The sequence below is a fragment of the Arenimonas terrae genome, from assembly GCF_006265115.1.
GTDB classification, from domain to species: Bacteria; Pseudomonadota; Gammaproteobacteria; order Xanthomonadales; family Xanthomonadaceae; genus Arenimonas; species Arenimonas terrae.
In genome coordinates this window covers 259,841-278,044 of the sequence record NZ_SMDR01000003.1, presented here as the reverse complement: position 1 = coordinate 278,044, position 18,204 = coordinate 259,841, and the positions used below count along the sequence as shown (strand labels likewise).

Here is an 18,204-nt window from a genome sequence, read left to right as displayed (position 1 = left end):
CGGAATGGGCTTCCCGAAACTCTTCGTGGTGTTGGCCTTCAGCCTGTCGCTGTGGGTGGCGAACCCCGCCCGCGCCGACGAGGCCGCGGAACTGCATGCGGCGGTCGCCATCGAACGCGCGCGCGCGCCGGCGCCGCACTATCCGCGCGATTCCTTCGAAAGTTCGCGCACGCTGCAATCGGTGCGCCTGTCGCCCGACGGCCGCCATGTCGCCTACCTGCTCCAGCAGGGCGAACAGCGCAGCCTGTGGCTGCTGCCGACCGCCGGCGGCGCCGCGCGCCAGCTGCTGGCGCGCACCGAAGCCGAGGAACTGCTGTGGTCGCGCGATGGCCGCTGGCTGTTCGCCAGGGCGCAGCGCTCGCTGCAGAGCCTGTCGATCGAGGGCGGGCGCGGCGTGCGTTTCGCGCTCGACAACTCGCGTTCCGTGATCCGGGTCGATGTGTCCCAGCCGGCGGCGGTGATCGTGCGCGAACGTGTGCGCACGCCCACCGGCGAGCGCTGGCCGGTGGTGCGCCGGGACGCCCAGGGGCGGCGCACGCTGCTGCGCGACGACGACCGCTTCGTGCACGACGTGGCGCTGGACGCGCACGGGCGGCTGGTCGCCCTGCTGCGCTTCGAGAACGATCACGATGCGCTCCACCGCGTCGATGCCGATGGCGGCCTGAACGAACTGGCGCGCTGGCACATCATCCGCGACCAGGCCGTTCTGCTGGGCGCGACGCCGCAGGGCGACCTTTACCTGGACGGCGATACCGGCGGCAACTTCCGGCGCGTGCTGCGGGTGGATCGTGATGGCGTGCTGCATACCGTGCATGCCGATCCGCGGGGCGAGGCCGACCTCGACCAGGTGGTGCTGGATCCGGCGACCTTGCTTCCGGCGGTGGTGAGCTATCGCAGCACGGTGGCGGCGACCTACGGACTCGACGCCGCGCAGGCGCCGGTCGCGGCGATCGGCAGACATTTCCCCGGCCGCGACATCGGCATCGGCATCGGTGTTGGCCCCGACGCGTACTGGCTGGTGTCCGAACGCGCCAGCACGCTGCGCGATGCCCGATGGCATCTGTACGATCCGCGCACGGGGGGCATCCGACGCATCCTCGAACAGGACGCGAAAGCCGCACCGCCGCTGCCGGAGACCGCGCTGGCGCGCAAGCTGCCGTTCGCCTACCGCGCCTCCGACGGCATGCAGGTGCGCGGCTTCCTGCTGTTGCCGCCGGGCGCCGATCCCGCGCGCGTGCCGCTGGTCGCCTTCGTGCACGGCGGCCCGATCAATCATTTCCGGGCCGGCGACTACGACGGCATCGTCCAGTTGCTGGTCAATCGTGGCTACGCGGTGTTCGAGTCCAACTTCCGCGGCTCCACCGGGCACGGGCGCGACTACGCACTGGCGCCGAACGGCGACTACGGCAACGGCCGCGTGCAGCAGGACATCGTCGAAGGCACGCGCTGGCTGCTGGCGCAGGGCATCGGCGATCCGCAGCGGGTCGGCATCGCCGGCCATTCGTTCGGCGGGTATTCGGCGCTGCTGGGCGTGACCTTCCAGCCCGAGCTGTTCAAGGTGGGCGTGGCCGGCGCGCCGCCGGCGGACTTTGGCTGGTCGATGCGCTGGCTGCACGAATCCGGCAACCAGGGTGCGAGCCCGGACCGTTCGCTGGCGGCAGCGATGCGCCTGCTCGGAATCGACGTCGACGATCCGGAGAGCTACGCCCACCTGCGCGCGCAGTCGCCCCTGGCCAACGCCGACAGCTTGCGCAGACCTCTGTTGTTGCTGGCCGGCGGCGAAGACCGCACGGTACCGATCCGCGCGGTGATCCACTACGCCGCTGTGCTGCGCGGGCTGGGCAAGGACGTCAGCCTGTACGTCGAGGACGATGGCGGGCATTCGCCGAACGAACCCTTGCCGCGCGAGGCCTACGTCTACCTGATGGAAGCGATGCTGCACCGCCATCTCGGCGGCGCCCCGCCGGACGCGCCGAGTCCCCGGCTGCGCGACTACCTGAGGCCGTCACTGCGCCTGGTGGGCCAGGATGTCGAGTTCCTGCCGAAGCGCTAGCGGGCGCCGACTGCGGCTGGCGGCGATTCCCGTGCCCAGGCAACGACGGATCGGTTAGTCTCGCGGCCCGGCAGGCGACCCGGCGGAATCGGATTCCGCAGGAAGATCGCGCCGATAGGGAGCAGGTGAACCAGTGAAGTCCAGGGGGCGGGTGCCAGCGGTGTTGGTCGTGGCGGTGGCGCTGGCCGCCGTGCTGTTCTGGGCCCGTCGCACGCCGGATACGGTGGTTGAGGCGCCGCCCGCCGGAATGCCGGCCGAGGTGTCGAAGACGGAAGCTGCCGCACCGCCCGCCACGCAATCGGCGACACCGTCGCGGCCATCGAAGTCCAGCGCACGCGCCGCGACCCTGTTGCAGGTGGTCGGGGACCGGTACGACTTCGATCCGGCCGACCCCAACGGCGCCGCCACCAGCCTGGCGGACGCCGACTGGCTGCACCGCCATGGTTTTCCCGATGCCGACGCCTACGACCGCCTGCGCCGCGCCAGCCTGGACGAACTGGAGGAGGCGGCGAAGATCGACCTGCGCGCGCAGGTGATCCTGGCTTTCAACATGGCGATCACCGGACGCTACGGCAACCGGCCGTTCGAACTGCTGGAGGACGCGGCGGCGCGCGGTTCCATCTTCGCGCTGGAGACCTGGGGCGACATCCACTACACGCTCAAGCACTACCGCAACCCGGTGGCGGGCGCGGCCTATTACCACCTGGCGCTCCGGCGCGGCTATTTCACCGCGGCGGGCAAGAAGCTCATTTTCGCCGGCACCCTGAATGCGGAGCAGCGCATGCTGTCGGACGTGTACGCCGAAGTCGCCTGGCTGCGCCTGCTGGACGCCCGCAAGCGCACCGGCACGCCGCCGTTCGCGGAGGCGGAACTGCGGCCCGGGTTCGAGCAATTCGTGGCCACCCTGGAGGTGGCCTACGGGACGCCCGAGCCAGGGACGGCGCCGAACCCCTGACCCCCGCGGGCATCCCGATTTGCACCGGAATGGTGCAAACTCCCCCCATGCCCACCCCCTCCCGTCTCTGGGTCATCGACGACGACCGCGCCGTGCGTTTCGTGCTGGCGGAGGCCCTGCGCGACGCCGGTTACGCCGTCTCCGCCTTCGAAGGCGCGAAGCAAGCGCTGGCCGCCCTCGCCGACGAACCCGCCCCCGACCTCGTGTTCACCGACGTCCGCATGCCGGAAATGGACGGCCTGGCCTTCCTCGACGCGCTGAAGGCCAAACGCCCCGACCTGCCGGTGATCGTGATGTCGGCCTACACCGACGTCGCCAGCACCGCCGGCGCCTTCCGCGGCGGCGCGCACGAATTCCTGTCCAAGCCCTTCGACCTGGACGAGGCCGTGGCCCTGGCCGAACGCGCGCTGCCGCAGCGCGACGTCACGCCGCCCGCCACCGCCCCGGAAATCAGCAACGAACTGCTGGGCGACAGCCCCGCCATGCGCGAACTCTTCCGCGCCATCGGCCGCCTGGCGCAGGCGCCGCTGGGCGTGCTGATCACCGGCGAAACCGGCACCGGCAAGGAACTGGTGGCGCGCGCCCTGCACCGCGAATCGCCGCGCGCGCGCAAACCCTTTGTCGCGCTCAACACCGCGGCCATCCCGGCCGAGCTGCTGGAAAGCGAACTGTTCGGCCACGAGGCCGGCGCCTTCACCGGCGCGAACAAGCGCCACGTGGGCCGCTTCGAACAGGCCGACGGCGGCACGCTTTTCCTCGACGAGATCGGCGACATGCCCGCCGCCCTGCAGACCCGCCTGCTGCGCGTGCTGGCCGAGGGCGAATTCTTCCGCGTCGGCGGCCGCGAACTGATCAAGGTGGACGTGCGCGTCATCGCCGCCACCCACCAGGACCTGGAGGCCAGGGTGCGCGACGGCAGCTTCCGCGCCGACCTGCTGCACCGCCTCGACGTGGTGCGCCTGCAGCTGCCGCCCCTGCGCGACCGCAAGGGCGACGTGCCGGCCCTGGCCGCACGTTTCCTGGCCCAGGCCGCGAAAAAACTCGGCGCAACGGCGAAGCGCTTCCACCCGGAATCCCTCAAGCGCCTGCAGCAGCACGACTGGCCCGGCAACGTGCGCGAACTCGAGAACCTGTGCTGGCGCCTGGCCGCCCTGGCCCCCGGCGAAGCCATCACCCCGCGTGATCTGGGCAATGCGCTGCGTGGCGGCGGCACCAACGACCCCGGCGACTGGACCCGCCCCCTGGCCCAGGCCGTGCGCGAGGCCCTGGCCCGCGGCGACACCACCCTGCACGCTACCCTGCGCGAAAAGTTTGACCAGGTTCTGCTGGAGACCGCCTTGGACCACACCGAGGGGCACCGGCAGCTGGCCGCGGAGAAGCTGGGCCTGGGGCGCAACACCGTGACGCGGAAGTTGGGCACGGTACGGGGGCGGAACAAATCCTGAGCGGCGCAGGAAATCTTCGGGGGCAAGGCATGACAAGACGGACCGGTGGTGTGTACTTCTCGGTCACCAGTGCGCTGCTGCTGTTCCTTAGTGTCGTTGCGTTCTCCGACAACCTATTCACGGACGTGGGGCAAGCCAGCAACCACGACCCGAAGTTCGTCATCCACGGCCTGTTCGGACTGGCCTGGTACGTGCTGCTGACCGTGCAGGCCAACCTCATCCGGACGCGGCGCATATCGCTGCACCGGACGCTCGGCATCGCGACCTTCCTCGTTGCGGTCGGCGTGACGCTGAGCACGCTCTATATCTTCGTCGTGCTGTGGAAGGGCTGGGCGAACATGGCCCCCGAGGTCCGCGCGAACCGGCTGCTGCTTCCCGGCTACGCCCTCTGCGTGATGCTGGCCTGGCACTGGCGTGCGCGTGCGGACTGGCACAAGCGCCTGCTGTTCGCCGGCACCTTCCTGATGCTGGGGCCCGTGCTGGCGCGAACCTACGACCCGCTGATCGCTTCCTGGCTGGGGCCGCTGGTCCCGGCCATGTCCCCGCAAACGGACGAGGCTCTGTTCCTGACGTACTTCTTCGGCGTCTGGGTGGGCTTCTTCGTGTCCCTCGCCTGCCATGACTGGTTGAAGGAGAGGCGTGTCCACCCGGCGACCCTGGCCGGTTTCGGATGGCTCCTGCTGAGCTGGCTGGTCAGCGCGATGAGCTGAGCCGCCATTGGTTGGACAACAGGCGTACGTGGGACGTACGAAGAAGGAGTCCGGGTGAGTCAAGAGGTCCGACATCTACCAAAGCGGACATCGACGATGTGCAAGCGGCCGCCAGTTGTCTCTGGTTCACCGCAGGCCCGCGGGACACGAGGACAGTAGTGCGATAGCCGCAGCACCCCTGAGCCCTGCGCGCCGGCGGCCACGCAGGCGTCGCCGTCGCGCCGGCCCCGCGGCGAATCTCGTTACCGCTTGATGCTCCGATCCAGGAACTCAATCATGCGTTCCGCGATCTCTTCGCCATGCGTCTCGATCGCAAAATGCCCCGAATCGACAAAGCGAACCTCCGCCTTCGGGTTGTCGCGCTGGTAGGCTTCCGCGCCGGCCGGGAGGAAGAAGGGGTCGTTCTTGCCCCAGATCGCCAGGGTCGGCGGCTGGTGCTGGCGGAAGTAGGCGTGCAGCGCTTCGTACTGCTTGAGGTTGCTGCCGTAGTCCAGCAGCAGGTCCATCTGCGGCTCGTCGCCGTGGCGCGCGATCGCGGCGGACGCCAGCTGGTAGCTTTCCGGGGCGATCAGCGACGTGTCCCGCACGCCTTCGGTGTACTGCCACTTGATCATGTCCGGCGTGTTGAACCGGCGCAGCGCTTCCCGGTTCTCGGCGCTGGGCGCGGCCCAGGCCTTGCGCATGTCGGCCCAGCCTTCGCTCAGGCCCTCTTCGTAGGCGTTGCCGTTCTGGCTGACGATGGCGGTGATCTTCTGCGGGTTGGCCACGGCCAGGCGCCAGCCGACGGGCGCGCCGTAGTCGAAGACATAGATCGCGTAGCTGTCCAGGCCCTTCTCGACCGTGAAGGCGTCGATCACCTTGGCCAGGTTGTCGAAGGTGTAGCTGAACTTCGTGCCGGGCTGGACCGTGGTCTGTCCGAACGCCGGCAGGTCCGGCGCGATCACGTGGTAGCGCTGTGCCAGCACCGGAATCAGGTCGCGGAACATGTGCGAGGAGGCCCCGAAGCCGTGCAGCAGCAGCACCTTCGGCGCATCGGTCGGGCCGGCTTCGCGGTAGAACAGGCTGACGCCCTGGATCTCGGCCGTCCGGTAGTGGACCTGGTTGGGGGCGTCGGCCGCGGTGGCCGACAGGGGGCCGCCCAGGGCGGCGGCAAACAGCAGGGCTTTGGCGTTCATGGCGGTTCCTCGGGGTGGGGTGGGTGGCCGAAAGTAACCTTTCAATGAACGTTTAGAAGGTTATGGTGGCGGAGTCTGCGCCGGCCGATGTAACCTGTCAACAATTATTTTGGAGGTTACCCAATGGCCGCCGCAGCAACCCGGGAAACGAAGGGCATGACCGAAGCGCCCCGGCTGGGCGACCACCCTGCCCTGGACCTGCTGAACACCGAAGCCCGCGTCCAGGGCCAGACCTTCGACTTCTGGACCAGCCACCAGGACGTGCTGCGCTGGCTGGCCCAGAGCGGGGTCGCGCCGACCGGCAAGCAAGCGGCGCCCGCGGATCTGCTGCAGTGGGGCCGGGAACTGAGGGCCGTGGTGCGCGACCTAGTCACCGCCCGGAAGCAGGGCACGCGCCTGGACATCGAGGCGCTAAATCACTTCCTGCAGCCCCACCTCACCTCCCCGCAGCTGCAGCGCGACGGCGATGGCCATCTGGTGCTGACCCGCGTGGCCCGCGGCGACACCACCGCGTCCCTGCTCGGCCCGGTGGCCGAAGCCGCCGCGGTGCTGCTGGCGGAAGGCGACTTCGACCTGGTCCGGCAATGCGAGCACGAGGACTGCGTGCTGTGGTTCTACGACCGCACCAAGTCGCACAAGCGGCGCTGGTGCAGCATGGCGCTGTGCGGCAACCGGCATAAGGCCGCGCAGTTCAGGAAGCGCGGCAGCGGGACTTCGGCGGAAATTGCGCGTGCATCCGTCCGGAAAAGCACGAAGGCCTGAGCGGCCCCGGGAAGGTCAGCGCGGCACCTGGATCTCCGGCGCCTGCCGCGCCATCAGTTCCACCACCCAGTCCATGAACACCCGCAGCTTGCGGCTGACGTGCCGGCTGGGCGGAAACGCCAGGTACATCGGCATCGGGTCCAGCTGCCAGTCTTCGAACAGCGGCACCAGTTCGCCGCGGGCCTGCGGCGCGCGCGCCATGTACTGCGGCAGCCAAAGCACGCCCAGGCCGGCCACGCCGGCGGCCAGGTAGGCGTTGCCGTCGTCCACTGTCAGTACGTTGCGGCCGCGAACCTGCAGGTGTTCGTCGCCGCGGCGCAGGCTGTGGACCAGCGGCGCGCCGGTGCGTGAACCGCGGTAGCCGATCAGCACGTGCCGGCCGTCGTCCAGGTCCTGCGGCATGGCCGGCGTGCCGGCGCGGGCCAGATAGGCCGGCGCGGCGTACACGCCCAGCAGCAGATCCGCCACGTGGCGGGCGCGCAGCGAGGGTTCGGTCAGTTCGCCGCCGCGCAGCACGCAGTCCACGTTCTCGTCGATCAGGTCCACCTTGCGGTCGCTCACGCCCAGGTCCAGCTGGATATCGGGGTAGCGCGCGTGGAAGTCGGGGAGGGCCGGCACCAGCACCAGGGCGGCCAGCGGCGCCGGCACGTCCACGCGCAGCCGGCCGCGCGGCGCGGCCGAGGCGGCCGACAGGCTGGTCTCGGCATCGTCCAGGTCGGCCAGCAGGCGCACCACGCGTTCGTAATACGCGGCGCCGTCGGCGGTCACGTTCACCTTGCGGGTGGTGCGGTGGAGCAGCTTCACGCGCAGGTGGGTTTCCAGCTGCTGCACCAGCTGGGTCACGCGGGTCTTGTTGGTCTGCAGGGTGTCGGCGGCGCGGGTGAAGCTGCCGGTTTCCACCACGCGGGCGAAGGCCTGCATCGCGTCAATGCGGTCCATGCGGGGCTCCGGGCGGCGGGATTGTTTGGATTCTACAAACAGTGAAGCCGGGTCTGCCGCGTTTATCGGTCCGGGGTGGGCGCCTAGATTGGCGGGTACGTCCCTTTGCAGGAGAACCCCCATGACCCGCGACGCCATCTTCCCCGCCGGCCGGCATGCGCTCTATGCCACCCACCGCTATTCCGCCGCCCTGCGCTCGGGCGACCTGCTGTTCGTTTCCGGACAGGTCGGATCCCGTGAGGACGGTTCGCCCGAGCCGGACTTCGAAGCCCAGGTGCGCCTGGCCTTCACCAACCTGCAGGCCACGCTGAAGGCCGCGGGCTGCACCCTCGACGACCTCGTCGACGTCACCACCTTCCATACCGACCCCGAACGCCAGTTCGGCACCGTGCTGGCGGTGAAGGATCAAATCTTTCCGTCCGCGCCCTATCCAAACTGGACCGCGATCGGCGTGAACTGGCTGGCCGGCTTCGATTTCGAGATCAAGGTGATCGCGCGCATCCCGGGCTGAGTGCGGCGGGTGGGCCGTCTGGCATTACCATGCGGACACCGTGCCAGCCGGCCATCGCAGCAAAGGATCTGCCCATGCGCAACATCAGCCTGACGCTTGCCCTCGCCGCTGCCCTGGCCTCGCAAACGGCCTCCGCCGCCACCCCGCCCGAGCCCGCCGAGTTCGCCCGCTATGCGGAAACGCTGCTGACGGACGCCTATCGCCCCGACGCGCCCGGCGTGGCGGTCCTGGTGATGCGCGGCGACGAGGTGCTGTATCGCGGCGCCCGCGGCGAGGCCGATCTCGCGGCCGACGTGCCGCTCAAACCGGGCGACGTGTTCCGCATTGGCTCGGTCACCAAGCAGTTCGCCGCGGTCGGGCTGCTGACGCTGGTGGATGCCGGCAAGGTCGCGCTGGACGATCCGCTGTCGAACTACCTGCCGGATTATCCCGGCGGCGAGAAGATCACGATCGAGCAGCTGCTGAACCACACCTCGGGAATCAAGAGCTACACCGACATCCCGGGCGTGTTCGACGGCCCGATCCGACGCGACCTCACCACCACGCAGATGCTGGACTACTTCCGGGACGTGCCGCCCGACTTCGCGCCGGGCGCGGCCTGGCACTACAACAACTCTGGCTACGTATTGGTCGGCGCCGTCATCGAAGCGGCCAGCGGCCAGCCCTGGCACCAGTATCTCGACAAGACCCTGTTCGAGCCGCTCGGCATGAAACACACCGGTTATGGCGCCGACCCGGCCGCCATCGCGCACCAGGTGAAGGGCTACATCACGGCCGGCGGTACCCCGGAGCCCGCGCAGCCGATCAGCATGACGCAACCGCATGCCGCGGGCGCGCTGGTGTCCACCGTCGATGACCTGGCGATCTGGAACAGTGCCCTGCACGAAGGCAAGGTGCTCAAGCCCGAGACCTACGCGCGCATGATCACGCCGGTCGGCAAGGCGATGGACGTCGGCTACGGCTTCGGCATCGAGACCGGCGCCGTGCGCGGCACGCCCGCGTTGGGCCACAGCGGCGGCATTCCCGGGTTCAACTCGCAACTCACCTATGTGCAGGGGCCGGACATCACGGTGGCCGTGCTGCAGAACAACGAAACGCCCGGCCCCACGCAGGAAAGCCGCGGGCTGGCGCGCCGCCTAGCCGCGGCGGCGCTGGGCGATCCGTATCCGGCGATGACGCCGGTGGCCGTGGATGCCGCGGTGCTGAAGCAGTACGAAGGCATCTACCGGGTCGACGAAACCGCGACTCGCACACTGCGTGTCGTCGACGGCAAGATGACGGTGCACCGCACCGACCGCGCGCGCGAGGACCTGGTCGCGATCGCCGATGGCACCTTCCTGTATTCCGACGGCTTCAGCCGTATCGAGATGGAGCGCGACGCGGCGGGCAAGGTCACCGGCATGCGCCTGTTCTCCGAGGGCGAAGGCGAGGGCGACGTGGCGCCACGCACCAACGACCCGCTGCCGATGCCGATCACGCTGCCGCGCGAAACGCTCGAGCGCCTGGTCGGGGTGTACCGGATGAAGGACGAGGAAATGACGATCTCGATCGAGGGCGACGGGCTGAGCGGCCACATCAAGGGCCAGCCGCAGGCCGTGCCCTTCGTCGCGATGTCGCCCACCCGCTTCACCGGCGACATCGTCGGCGCCGAACTGCTGTTCGCGCCCGAAACCGGCCCGGTCCGCAGCGTCGGGCTGCGCCAGTGGGGCAGCACGATGACTTTCGAACGCGTGCCCGCGCCGGAATGACGTTACTGCGGAAGCGGAACCGCCGTAGCGCGGCGGGTCCGTGCAACGCGCCGCGAAACGTTACGCTGCTGCGCGCGTGCGCCACTCCCGCGGCGACACCCCCACCTGCGCCTTGAACGCGCGCGACAGCGCGGATTCGCTCGCATAACCCACATCGTCGACCAGCAGCTTCAGGGCCTTCCCGGCCCGCAGCCCCTTCTGCACCAGCAGGATCCGCCAGCGCTGCAGGTACTCGCCGGGCGTGCTGCCCACGGTGCTGCGGAAGGCCTCGGCGAAGGCGCTGCGCGACATGCCGGCGGTGGCGGCCAGCGATTCCAGCGTCCAGTCATGCTGCGGGCGCTCGTGCATCGCAGTGATCGCGCGGCGCAGGCGCGGGTGGGCCAGGCCGCTCATCAGGCCGGCCTGGCCGCGTGTGCTTTCCATCTGGTGGCGCAGCACCTGGATCAGCACCAGTTCGAACAGCCGGCTCAGCACCTCGCGGCGGCCGCAGCGCTGGTCGAAGGCTTCCTCGAACAGCAGGTCCAGCAGCGGGCGGGCGCTGCCCAGCTGGTCCAGGGGCAGGCAGACCACGGCGGGCAGGGCGGCCAGCAGCGGGTGTTCGCCACCGGCGTCGAAGCCCAGGTCGGCGCAGGCCAGGTCGGCGCCCGCGGCGTCCTCGACCACGAAGCGGTGGGCGCAGGGCCGCGGAAACAGCAGCAGGCTGGGCTCGGTGATCGTGATGGGCGAGCCGGCGGCGTGGTGCACCACCACCGTGCCGCGTTTGATCAGGTGCAGCTGACCCCCGTGCCCGCGCTGCGGGATCTCATGGGTGCCGCACAGGGCGCCGGCGTGCAGCACGCTGGCCCGCACGGGGAAGTGGCCCAGCAGGGCCTCGAGCCGGTCGGTGCTCATTTCTGGACTCCTTGGCAAGTTTGCTGGACTTTACAGCACATATAGTTCGTGGAACAGGCGGATAGTGGCCTCACCGGGAACGACCCGGCCCGCCACCCGACAAGGACACCGCCATGAACCTCCTCGCCCCGCTCGCCCTGGCCGCCGCCCTCACCCTGGGCACCGCCGCCTCCGCCGCCACCCCCTCGCCCATCGCCGATACCCGCCCCACCGTGGTCCTGGTCCACGGCGCCTTCGCCGACGGTTCGTCCTGGAACAAGGTCATCCCGCTGCTGCAGGCCCAGGGCCTGAACGCGGTCGCGGTGCAGAACCCGCTGACCTCGCTGGAAGACGACGTCGCCGCCGCCAACCGCATCATCAATGCCCAGACCGGCCCGGTCGTGCTGGTCGGCCATTCCTGGGGTGGTGCGGTCATCACCCAGGCCGGCGGCCACGACAAGGTGAAGTCCCTGGTCTACGTCGCGGCCTTCGCGCCGACGCTCGGCGCCCATTCGGCCGCCGACACCGCCAACTTCCCGGCGCCCCCGGGCTTCGCGCACTTCATCGCCGACGCCGACGGTTTCCTCACCCTGCCCGCCGACGCCATCGCCCGCGACTTCGCGCAGGACGTCAGTGCCGAAGAAGCCAACCTGATCCACGCCACCCAGGGCCCGGTGCGCGGCGCCAACTTCGAACAGCCGGTCACCGTCGCCGCGTGGACCAGCAAGCCGTCGTGGTACATCGTCGCCGGCCAGGACCGCATGATCGACCCGGGTGCGCAGCGTGCGCTCGCGAAGAAGATCGGCGCCACCACCACCGAACTGCCGACCGGCCACGTGCCGATGGTTTCGAGCCCGGAGGAAGTGGCGAAGGTGATCGTCGAAGCGGCGCGCGCCGCGGCGAAGTAAATCTGGCGGAAAAAAAGCCGGGGAGCCTCGAGGGCTCCCCGGCGTTCTGCGTGTGGCGCAAGCGCTCAGCCGTGTCGGCCTTCGGGCCGCGGCGTGCGCCCGGCGGCCTAGAAGATGTAGATCAATCCGACGCCGATTTCCGCCTCGTAGTCGCTGCGTGCGATCGGGCTGTCCGCCACGTCGCTGCCGTAACGTTCGTAGACGGCCTCGCCGAACAGCTGCCACTTCTCGCTCAGCTGCATCCGGTAGTTGTAGTTGAATCCGATCGAGCGGAACCCGCCGTCCAGGTCAGTCTCGGCCAGGCCCGATGCCGCCGACTGCGCCGCCGTTACGCCGAAGTCCTTGTTCGCGTACTTGCTGTCGTGAAAGACCGCGACCACGGAAATTTCCGAGCCGGTTCCGTCGTTGCGGTCGCCGAAACGGCGGCCCAGCCCGAAAAGGCCGAGATTCCCGCTGCCGCCGGTGACCACGCGGCCCACCAGCCAGTAGCGCCAGTCATCGCTGAAGGCACGGCGGGCCTGCAGCACGAGCTCGGCGTCCTCGTCGGAATCGCCCAGTCCGTCGAGCCGGCCGTCATCGGAATCGCCCTCTTCCCGACCTTCGTCGAAGGCCACGGCGGCCTCCAGCAGCCAGATGTCGGAGCGAAGCCCGCGCCAGCCCAGCGCCTCGCCCGCCCAGTAGAAAACGTCGTTGCCCCGGCGCCATTGCACCGCACCGGCCGGCGTGGCCTCGAAGCCGAATTCGTCCGAGCCTTCGTAGGCCGATTCGTATTCGACGCCCAGACCCAGCGCAAAGGCCCAGCCGTCCTGGCCCCTCGTGAAGTCGTCGACCGAGGGCAGGGGCACCACGCCCGATCTTTGATCCTGGGCCGATGCCGACGGTGAGGCCAGCACAAGCAGCAAGACCGCCAACAGCACATTCGCAATGGATTTCATGGAAGTTCCCCTTTCGCCTCGTGGCGCGGCGCAATCTTCCCGCCCGCCTGCGTACACGGTGCGTGAACCGTTCGCGAGTGAAGGCTTTGCGACGATCCGGCGCAAGGGTGAGCAGGCGGATCGAAGGCCGGATCTGCGATGATCCAGTCCCGCTTTCAGGAAGCCCGCCATGCCGCGCTGCCTCCCGTTCCTTGCACTGACCTGCCTGCTCGCCCTGTCCGCACAGTCGGCCGCCGCCAAGGAGCATCGCCTCGCGTACGCCGAGCAGCTGAAGCCGCTGCTGGCGCTCTCCGACCCGCAGTTTCACCGGTTGCAGAGCCTGGTCCTGCTGCGCCAGTCCAACACCGACCATGCCTGTCCGGGCGCGACCATCCGCCTGGTGGATGGCGGCAAGGTCCGGCCCCTGGTGATCGCGGCAGACGGCCGCGTCGCGATGCCGATCGAGCAGGGCCTGGCCGACCGCGGCGCCCAGCTGTGGCTGCAGAAGCCCGACAGCGCGCCGCCCTGCCAGATGTTCGCCAACGTCACCGCGAAGCTGCCCGCCGGCCTCGAATGGCGCTACCGCGACCTGGTCGAACTGCGCGAACAGCTGCAGGCCTTCCTCAAGCGCAGCGCGGGCGGGCTTTCCCTGTTCGCGCCCGATCTGCGCGGCCTGCTGGTCCGCTTCGAGGGCGACACCGCGGCGCGACTGGTCATCCACGCCGCGGCGGGCGACATCACCCTGCGACCGACCGACAGCGAGCTGCGTCTGCCGATCGACGAAAAACTGTCCAGGGAGAATCCCGCGGTGAGTCTGAGCGCGCCCGCCTCGGCCATCGATGCCTGGCTGGACTGACCGCCGCCCGCCTCAGTCCTCGATCGCCTCCACGCCCTGCGCGTCCAGCTCCGCGAGGCGCGCGCGCATCGTCGCCAGCTGTTCCGGCGTGTGGCCCACCCAATCCTGCACTTCGCCGACCACGCGCAGCGGCTCGCGCGTGCGGTACGACTGCGTCGGGTTGCCGGCGAAGCGCTGGTTGGTGAGGTTGGGGTCGTCTTCTATCGGGCCGGTGGGCTCGACGATGTAGATGCGGCCGCGGCCTTCGCCGCGTGCCAGTTCCGCACCCCAGGTGGCGGCGTCCAGCGTGGCGGTGAGGTAGACGAAGCGGGCGGCGCGGCGCTGCCCGTAGTTCGAGGCATGGCCCGCAACGATCAGGTCGCCGGGTGCGAGGTCGGCCTTGGTGCCGTGGTACCAGGTAATGATTTCGCCCATCGTGATATCGCTCGGTAGCCTGCCGGTTCGGCAGGGTGGCGATACTGCGGCGGCCGCCGGGCCTTGCCGCAAGCCCCGGCGCGATATATAAATTGGTTGTGGGAAGCGCCGGCGCTTCCCATTTTTTTGCCGGCCCCCGGGTGTCTGGACCCGCGCCACTAAGCCATCTGCGCGCCTTGGGTCGCCCGCACCGGAATGCCGGCGGCGTCGAAGCCCTCGAGGCAGTGCACGTTGACGCCGAAATGGTCCGGCGTCACCCGCTTGCGGTGGAAGGTGTAGATGCCGCAGACCTTGCAGAAGTAGTGCAGGGCCGTGTGCGTGTGGAACCGGTACGAGCTCAGCGCCGCACCGCCCGCCAGCAGGCGCAGCGCGGTTTCCGGCACCTTCACCATCAGCGCGTTGCGGCGGCGGCAGATCGAGCAGTCGCAGGTCGTCAGCTCGGCGAAGTCGCTGACGATGGCGAAGCGGACCGCGCCGCAGTGGCAGCTGCCGGCGACGGTCTGCAGCGCACGGTCGGGTTCAGCGTCGGCGGTGCGGCGGCTCACGGGCGGGCCTGCGGCGTGGACCCTTCCCTCAGGAACACGGGCAGGTCGGTCGTCGGCGGAAAGATGCCCAGCGTGTAGAGCATGTCCGCCGCGTGGCCGCGGTGGTAGGTGCCGTGATTCACCACGTGCAGCAGGATGTCGCCGCGGCTCATCGCGCCGCGGCCGCCGCCGATGAATTCGAATGTGACGGTTTCCTGCAGCGCCGGTTCCGGTAGCGATTGCGCGTAGTCCACATACCACCGGTCGATCTCGCGCTGCGCCGCCGCCAGTTCCTCCAGCCCCGGGCAGAACTCCGGATTGCGCGAGGTCAGGCCGTGCGGCGTGCCGAGCAGGTGGCAGCGCCAGACGTGGTCCATCGCGTACGAGTGATGCAGGGTACGGACCAGGCTGCCGAAGACGATCGGCCGCGGCGCGGTGAGCGCCTCTTCCGGCACGGTGGCCACGATCGACAGGAAGCGGTCGTCGGCCCAGGCCTTGTACCGCGTGAGCGTCTGCATCGAGTTCATCAATTCGTCCCAGGTTCCGGGTCCGGCCGGTGCCGCGATTATCGCCCGTCCTGCACCTGCCGAAGCACCCGCTCGACCGCGTCGATCACGGCCTTCGGGTGTTCGACCTGGATGTTGTGGTTGGTCATGGGCACCATTTCCTGCGTGCCGCGCCTCGACAGCGCGGCGGTCTGCGCGTGCGCGCCGCGCCAGGCCCGGTAGTGCACTTCGCTGGTGGCGTCGGACAGGTCCCACAGGCCGTGCGTCATCACCAGCATCGGCAGATCGCCCAGCGGTGCGGGGCCGGCGAACAGCCGGGCATAGCGGGCGTCGGCTTCGGGATGGTCGCCGTACATGCTGTCGCGCAGCTCGCGCCACTGCGTGTCCTGGTAGTCCATCGTGGCCTGCAGCACGCGGCGGTCGGCCAGGATCGCCTCGCCCAGCGGCGTGCGCACCGGGTCGGTGCAGCGGCGGTACCACGTCTCGTCCAGCCCGCTGTTCCTGGCCTTGCGCGCACATTTGTGGAAGTGCGCGATCAGGCCAGACACGCCTTCGGCTTCCCTGCGCGCGGTGCGCACCAGTTCCGGCCCGAAGCGGACCGAAAGCTCGTCGCCCATGCGGTCCCACACGCGCTCTTCCGACGGGTCCACCAGCACCAGGCCGGCGACGCGGTCCGGATGCGTCACCGCGAAGAGCTTGGCGTAGAAGCCGCCCAGCGAATGCCCGACCAGCAGCACCGGCTCGTGGATGCCGGCGGCGTCGAGCAGGCGTTTCAGGTCAGCCACCGCGGCCTCGGGCGTGCGCGGCTCGACGGCCGGATCGCTGTAGCCCATGCCGGGCCGGTCGTAGGAGCAGGCGCGCGTGCGTTTGGCCACCGCCGGCTGGATCAGCGCCCAGGTGTTGGACCAGTCGCTGAGTCCGGACTCGAACACCACGGTCGGTTGGCCCTCGCCCATGCAGTGCAGGTTGATATGGCGGCCGCCGCCGACGTCGATGCGCTGCTGCGGCCTCGCATATTCGGCGCCGACCTGTTCGACCGGCACCGGGTCCGCGGCCAGGGCCGCTGCCCCGGTCACGCCGACGATGCCCGCCACCAGGCCCAGTCGGGCGGCCAGCGAGACCGCGCGCAGGGCGCGGGAGGGGATGTAGTCAACGCGGATCTTCGACATGCAGGTCCTCGGCGCCCGGGGCGCGTGGCGGGTGGAAGGCGTGCACCACGGCCGCCATGTCGGCGTCGCCGTGGCCGGCGGCGAGCGCCGCGCGGTAGAGGGCGGCGCACTGGCGGATCAGCGGCGTGTCGCGGCGGTCGCCTTCGGACTGGTGCAGCACCAGCTCGGCGATGGTGCTGACGTCGCGGATCGCGGCCTGGGCGCTGAAATCGCCGCGCACCAGCTTGTCGAACTTGGTGCGCGAGACGGCGCTGGCCATCGGGCCGGCGTCGAGCACGTCGCGCAGGGTCCGCAGGTCCACGTTGGCGTGGCGGGCGGCGTGCGCGGTTTCGGCCAGCACGGTGACCATGCCGATCAGGTAGTGGTTGGCGGCCAGCTTCATGCGCAGCGCGCCCGGCACCGGGCCGCAGCGGAACACGCGGGCGCACAGCGGCGCGAGCAGGGGCAGCACGGTGTCCACGGCCGCGTCCTGGCCCGCGACCATGCCGACCAGCTGGCCCTGTTCGGCCGGGCCGCGCGAGCCGGACACCGGCGCTTCGACATAGGCGCCGCCGGCCGACACCACGTCGCGCTCCAGCCGCGTCGAATACTCCGGCGAGGTCGTGCCCAGGTGCACGAGCACCTTGCCGGCCACGCGCGTGGCGAAGCTGGGCGTGCCGCGGCCGAGTACCGCGTCCATGGCCTCGCTGTCGAGCAGCATCAGCAGCACCAGCGTGCAACGCTTGAACAGGTCCTGCACCGAACCCGCCGGTTCCGCGCCGAGCTCGAGCAGCGCGCGGCATTTCTCCGGCGTGCGGTTCCAGACCCTGACTGCGATGCCGGCGCGCAGCAGGTTGCGCGCCATCGGTTCGCCCATGTGGCCGATGCCGACGAAGCCGACCTTCACAGGATCGTCTCCGCCGCGAACAGCGGCTCGCCGTAGAGGCGCTTGCGCAGGAAGGCCAGCACCTCGTCGCGGGCGCGCAGGGTCGGTTCGCCTTCGGCGTCGATCAGGTGCGCGGTCAGCACGCTGTGCGGCGTGCCGACCACGTGCTTGAAGAAGGGCGGCGGCTCCGGGTTCGCGGCGCTGTCGGGCAGCACGCGGCCATCGAAGCGCGGGCCAAGGGCGGCCCGGTACGCCGCGAAACGTTCGGCGCGGCAGTGGCGGTCGCCTTCGAAGCGGTAGGCGAGCACGGTCAGGTCCTCGCGCTCGAGGCGGGCGCGCACCGCCGCCAGTTCGTCGGGGCTGCTTTCCAGCGCCGCGGGATCGTCCAGCGGCAGCGAGGGCTGGGCCAGCACCGGCGCCAGCATCGCGGGCTCGAGCATCATCGACAGCGCGAAGTTGCCGGTGAAGCACATGCCGACCGCGCCGACGCCGGGGCCGCCGCATTCGTCCATGGCCTTGCGCGCCAGCGCCCGCAGCCAGAAGGTCACCGGGCTGGCGCCCTGGCCGGCCAGGGCACGGAACTCGGCGCCGATGCAGGCGCGGCGCAGCACCGCCAGGCCCGCCTCGGCTTCCGGATACGCGCCGTCGGTGCCGAACAGCGAGGGCAGGTAGACGGTGAAGCCGCCATGCCGCACCCAGCGTGCGAACCGCGCCACGTGCGGGCTGATGCCGGGCATCTCGGCCAGAACGATCACCGCCGGGCCCTGGCCCGAGACGTGCACGCGCTTGCCGATGCCGTCGAAGCTGTAGTTGCGCGCGTGGAAGTCGGCGAGCGGATCGTCCTGCGAGGCGGAAGCGGGGCTATTCATCACAGTCCTTT

At 69.9% G+C, this 18,204-nt stretch carries 19 protein-coding genes; 9 read left to right on the top strand and 10 right to left on the bottom strand.

Features of this window, described 5'->3' with window-relative positions:
* Positions 1-4 precede the first annotated feature (4 nt).
* The 4 genes from E1B00_RS12970 (at position 5) to E1B00_RS12955 (ending at position 5,163) form a co-directional block, all read left to right on the top strand.
* A complete protein-coding gene (locus tag E1B00_RS12970; RefSeq protein WP_139449445.1) occupies positions 5-2,053 on the top strand; it encodes a S9 family peptidase in 2,049 nt (682 codons plus the stop codon).
* A gap of 169 nt (positions 2,054-2,222) precedes the next feature.
* Positions 2,223-3,008: a hypothetical protein gene (locus E1B00_RS12965; RefSeq protein ID WP_176693252.1), complete on the top strand. Its 786-nt coding sequence runs from the start codon at positions 2,223-2,225 to the stop codon at positions 3,006-3,008.
* A gap of 47 nt (positions 3,009-3,055) precedes the next feature.
* Positions 3,056-4,453, top strand: coding sequence for a nitrogen regulation protein NR(I) (ntrC, locus tag E1B00_RS12960; protein ID WP_139449442.1), 1,398 nt, complete (start codon positions 3,056-3,058; stop codon positions 4,451-4,453).
* 29 nt (positions 4,454-4,482) lie between these two features.
* Complete coding sequence (locus E1B00_RS12955; protein ID WP_139449440.1) at positions 4,483-5,163, top strand: hypothetical protein; 681 nt, start codon at positions 4,483-4,485, stop codon at positions 5,161-5,163.
* 242 nt (positions 5,164-5,405) lie between these two features.
* Here E1B00_RS12955 and E1B00_RS12950 read toward each other — a convergent pair whose 3' ends face one another.
* Positions 5,406-6,338, bottom strand: coding sequence for an alpha/beta fold hydrolase (locus E1B00_RS12950; protein ID WP_139449439.1), 933 nt, complete (start codon positions 6,336-6,338; stop codon positions 5,406-5,408).
* Between the two features lie 156 nt (positions 6,339-6,494).
* Between E1B00_RS12950 and E1B00_RS12945 the strand changes: the two genes are divergently transcribed.
* Positions 6,495-7,100: a CGNR zinc finger domain-containing protein gene (locus E1B00_RS12945; RefSeq protein ID WP_139449437.1), complete on the top strand. Its 606-nt coding sequence runs from the start codon at positions 6,495-6,497 to the stop codon at positions 7,098-7,100.
* Positions 7,101-7,115: 15 nt separating this feature from the next.
* Here E1B00_RS12945 and E1B00_RS12940 read toward each other — a convergent pair whose 3' ends face one another.
* Positions 7,116-8,039: a LysR family transcriptional regulator gene (locus E1B00_RS12940; RefSeq protein ID WP_139449435.1), complete on the bottom strand. Its 924-nt coding sequence runs from the start codon at positions 8,037-8,039 to the stop codon at positions 7,116-7,118.
* A 121-nt stretch (positions 8,040-8,160) separates the two neighbouring features.
* Here E1B00_RS12940 and E1B00_RS12935 point away from each other — a divergent pair, with 121 nt between their 5' ends.
* Positions 8,161-8,550, top strand: a complete 390-nt coding sequence (locus E1B00_RS12935) for a RidA family protein (protein WP_139449433.1) — start codon at positions 8,161-8,163, stop codon at positions 8,548-8,550.
* Positions 8,551-8,624: 74 nt separating this feature from the next.
* Positions 8,625-10,298, top strand: coding sequence for a serine hydrolase (locus tag E1B00_RS12930; RefSeq protein WP_176693250.1), 1,674 nt, complete (start codon positions 8,625-8,627; stop codon positions 10,296-10,298).
* Between the two features lie 60 nt (positions 10,299-10,358).
* Here the strand turns inward: E1B00_RS12930 and E1B00_RS12925 are convergent, their stop codons facing one another.
* Entirely contained in the window at positions 10,359-11,189 is an 831-nt protein-coding gene (locus E1B00_RS12925; RefSeq protein WP_139449430.1) for an AraC family transcriptional regulator, read from the bottom strand.
* Positions 11,190-11,302: 113 nt separating this feature from the next.
* Here E1B00_RS12925 and E1B00_RS12920 point away from each other — a divergent pair, with 113 nt between their 5' ends.
* Entirely contained in the window at positions 11,303-12,076 is a 774-nt protein-coding gene (locus E1B00_RS12920; RefSeq protein WP_139449428.1) for an alpha/beta fold hydrolase, read from the top strand.
* 107 nt (positions 12,077-12,183) lie between these two features.
* Here the strand turns inward: E1B00_RS12920 and E1B00_RS12915 are convergent, their stop codons facing one another.
* Entirely contained in the window at positions 12,184-13,011 is an 828-nt protein-coding gene (locus E1B00_RS12915) for a MipA/OmpV family protein (RefSeq protein ID WP_139449427.1), read from the bottom strand.
* A 169-nt stretch (positions 13,012-13,180) separates the two neighbouring features.
* On the opposite strand from E1B00_RS12915, the gene E1B00_RS12910 reads away from it, so the two are divergent.
* Positions 13,181-13,846 (top strand): DUF2987 domain-containing protein, encoded by a 666-nt coding sequence (locus tag E1B00_RS12910; RefSeq protein WP_139449424.1) that lies wholly within the window; start codon positions 13,181-13,183, stop codon positions 13,844-13,846.
* 12 nt (positions 13,847-13,858) lie between these two features.
* Here the strand turns inward: E1B00_RS12910 and arr are convergent, their stop codons facing one another.
* From arr to E1B00_RS12880, 6 genes are all read right to left on the bottom strand, one after another.
* Positions 13,859-14,260 (bottom strand): NAD(+)--rifampin ADP-ribosyltransferase, encoded by a 402-nt coding sequence (gene arr / locus E1B00_RS12905; RefSeq protein ID WP_139449422.1) that lies wholly within the window; start codon positions 14,258-14,260, stop codon positions 13,859-13,861.
* A gap of 158 nt (positions 14,261-14,418) precedes the next feature.
* Positions 14,419-14,805, bottom strand: a complete 387-nt coding sequence (locus tag E1B00_RS12900; RefSeq protein WP_220396289.1) for a GFA family protein — start codon at positions 14,803-14,805, stop codon at positions 14,419-14,421.
* The gene (locus tag E1B00_RS12895; protein ID WP_139449420.1) at positions 14,802-15,311 is read right to left on the bottom strand and encodes a DinB family protein; all 510 of its coding nucleotides are present in this window, start codon (positions 15,309-15,311) and stop codon (positions 14,802-14,804) included. The genes E1B00_RS12900 and E1B00_RS12895 overlap by 4 nt, the downstream gene beginning before the upstream one ends.
* 38 nt (positions 15,312-15,349) lie before the next feature.
* Positions 15,350-16,459 carry an alpha/beta fold hydrolase gene (locus tag E1B00_RS12890; protein WP_139449418.1) on the bottom strand — a complete coding sequence of 370 codons (1,110 nt, stop codon included), beginning with the start codon at positions 16,457-16,459 and terminating at the stop codon, positions 15,350-15,352.
* Positions 16,440-17,345, bottom strand: a complete 906-nt coding sequence (locus E1B00_RS12885) for an NAD(P)-dependent oxidoreductase (RefSeq protein ID WP_139449416.1) — start codon at positions 17,343-17,345, stop codon at positions 16,440-16,442. Before E1B00_RS12885 ends, E1B00_RS12890 begins: the two co-directional genes overlap by 20 nt.
* Positions 17,342-18,193 (bottom strand): dienelactone hydrolase family protein, encoded by an 852-nt coding sequence (locus tag E1B00_RS12880; RefSeq protein ID WP_139449414.1) that lies wholly within the window; start codon positions 18,191-18,193, stop codon positions 17,342-17,344. Before E1B00_RS12880 ends, E1B00_RS12885 begins: the two co-directional genes overlap by 4 nt.
* Between the last annotated feature and the right edge of the window lie 11 nt (positions 18,194-18,204).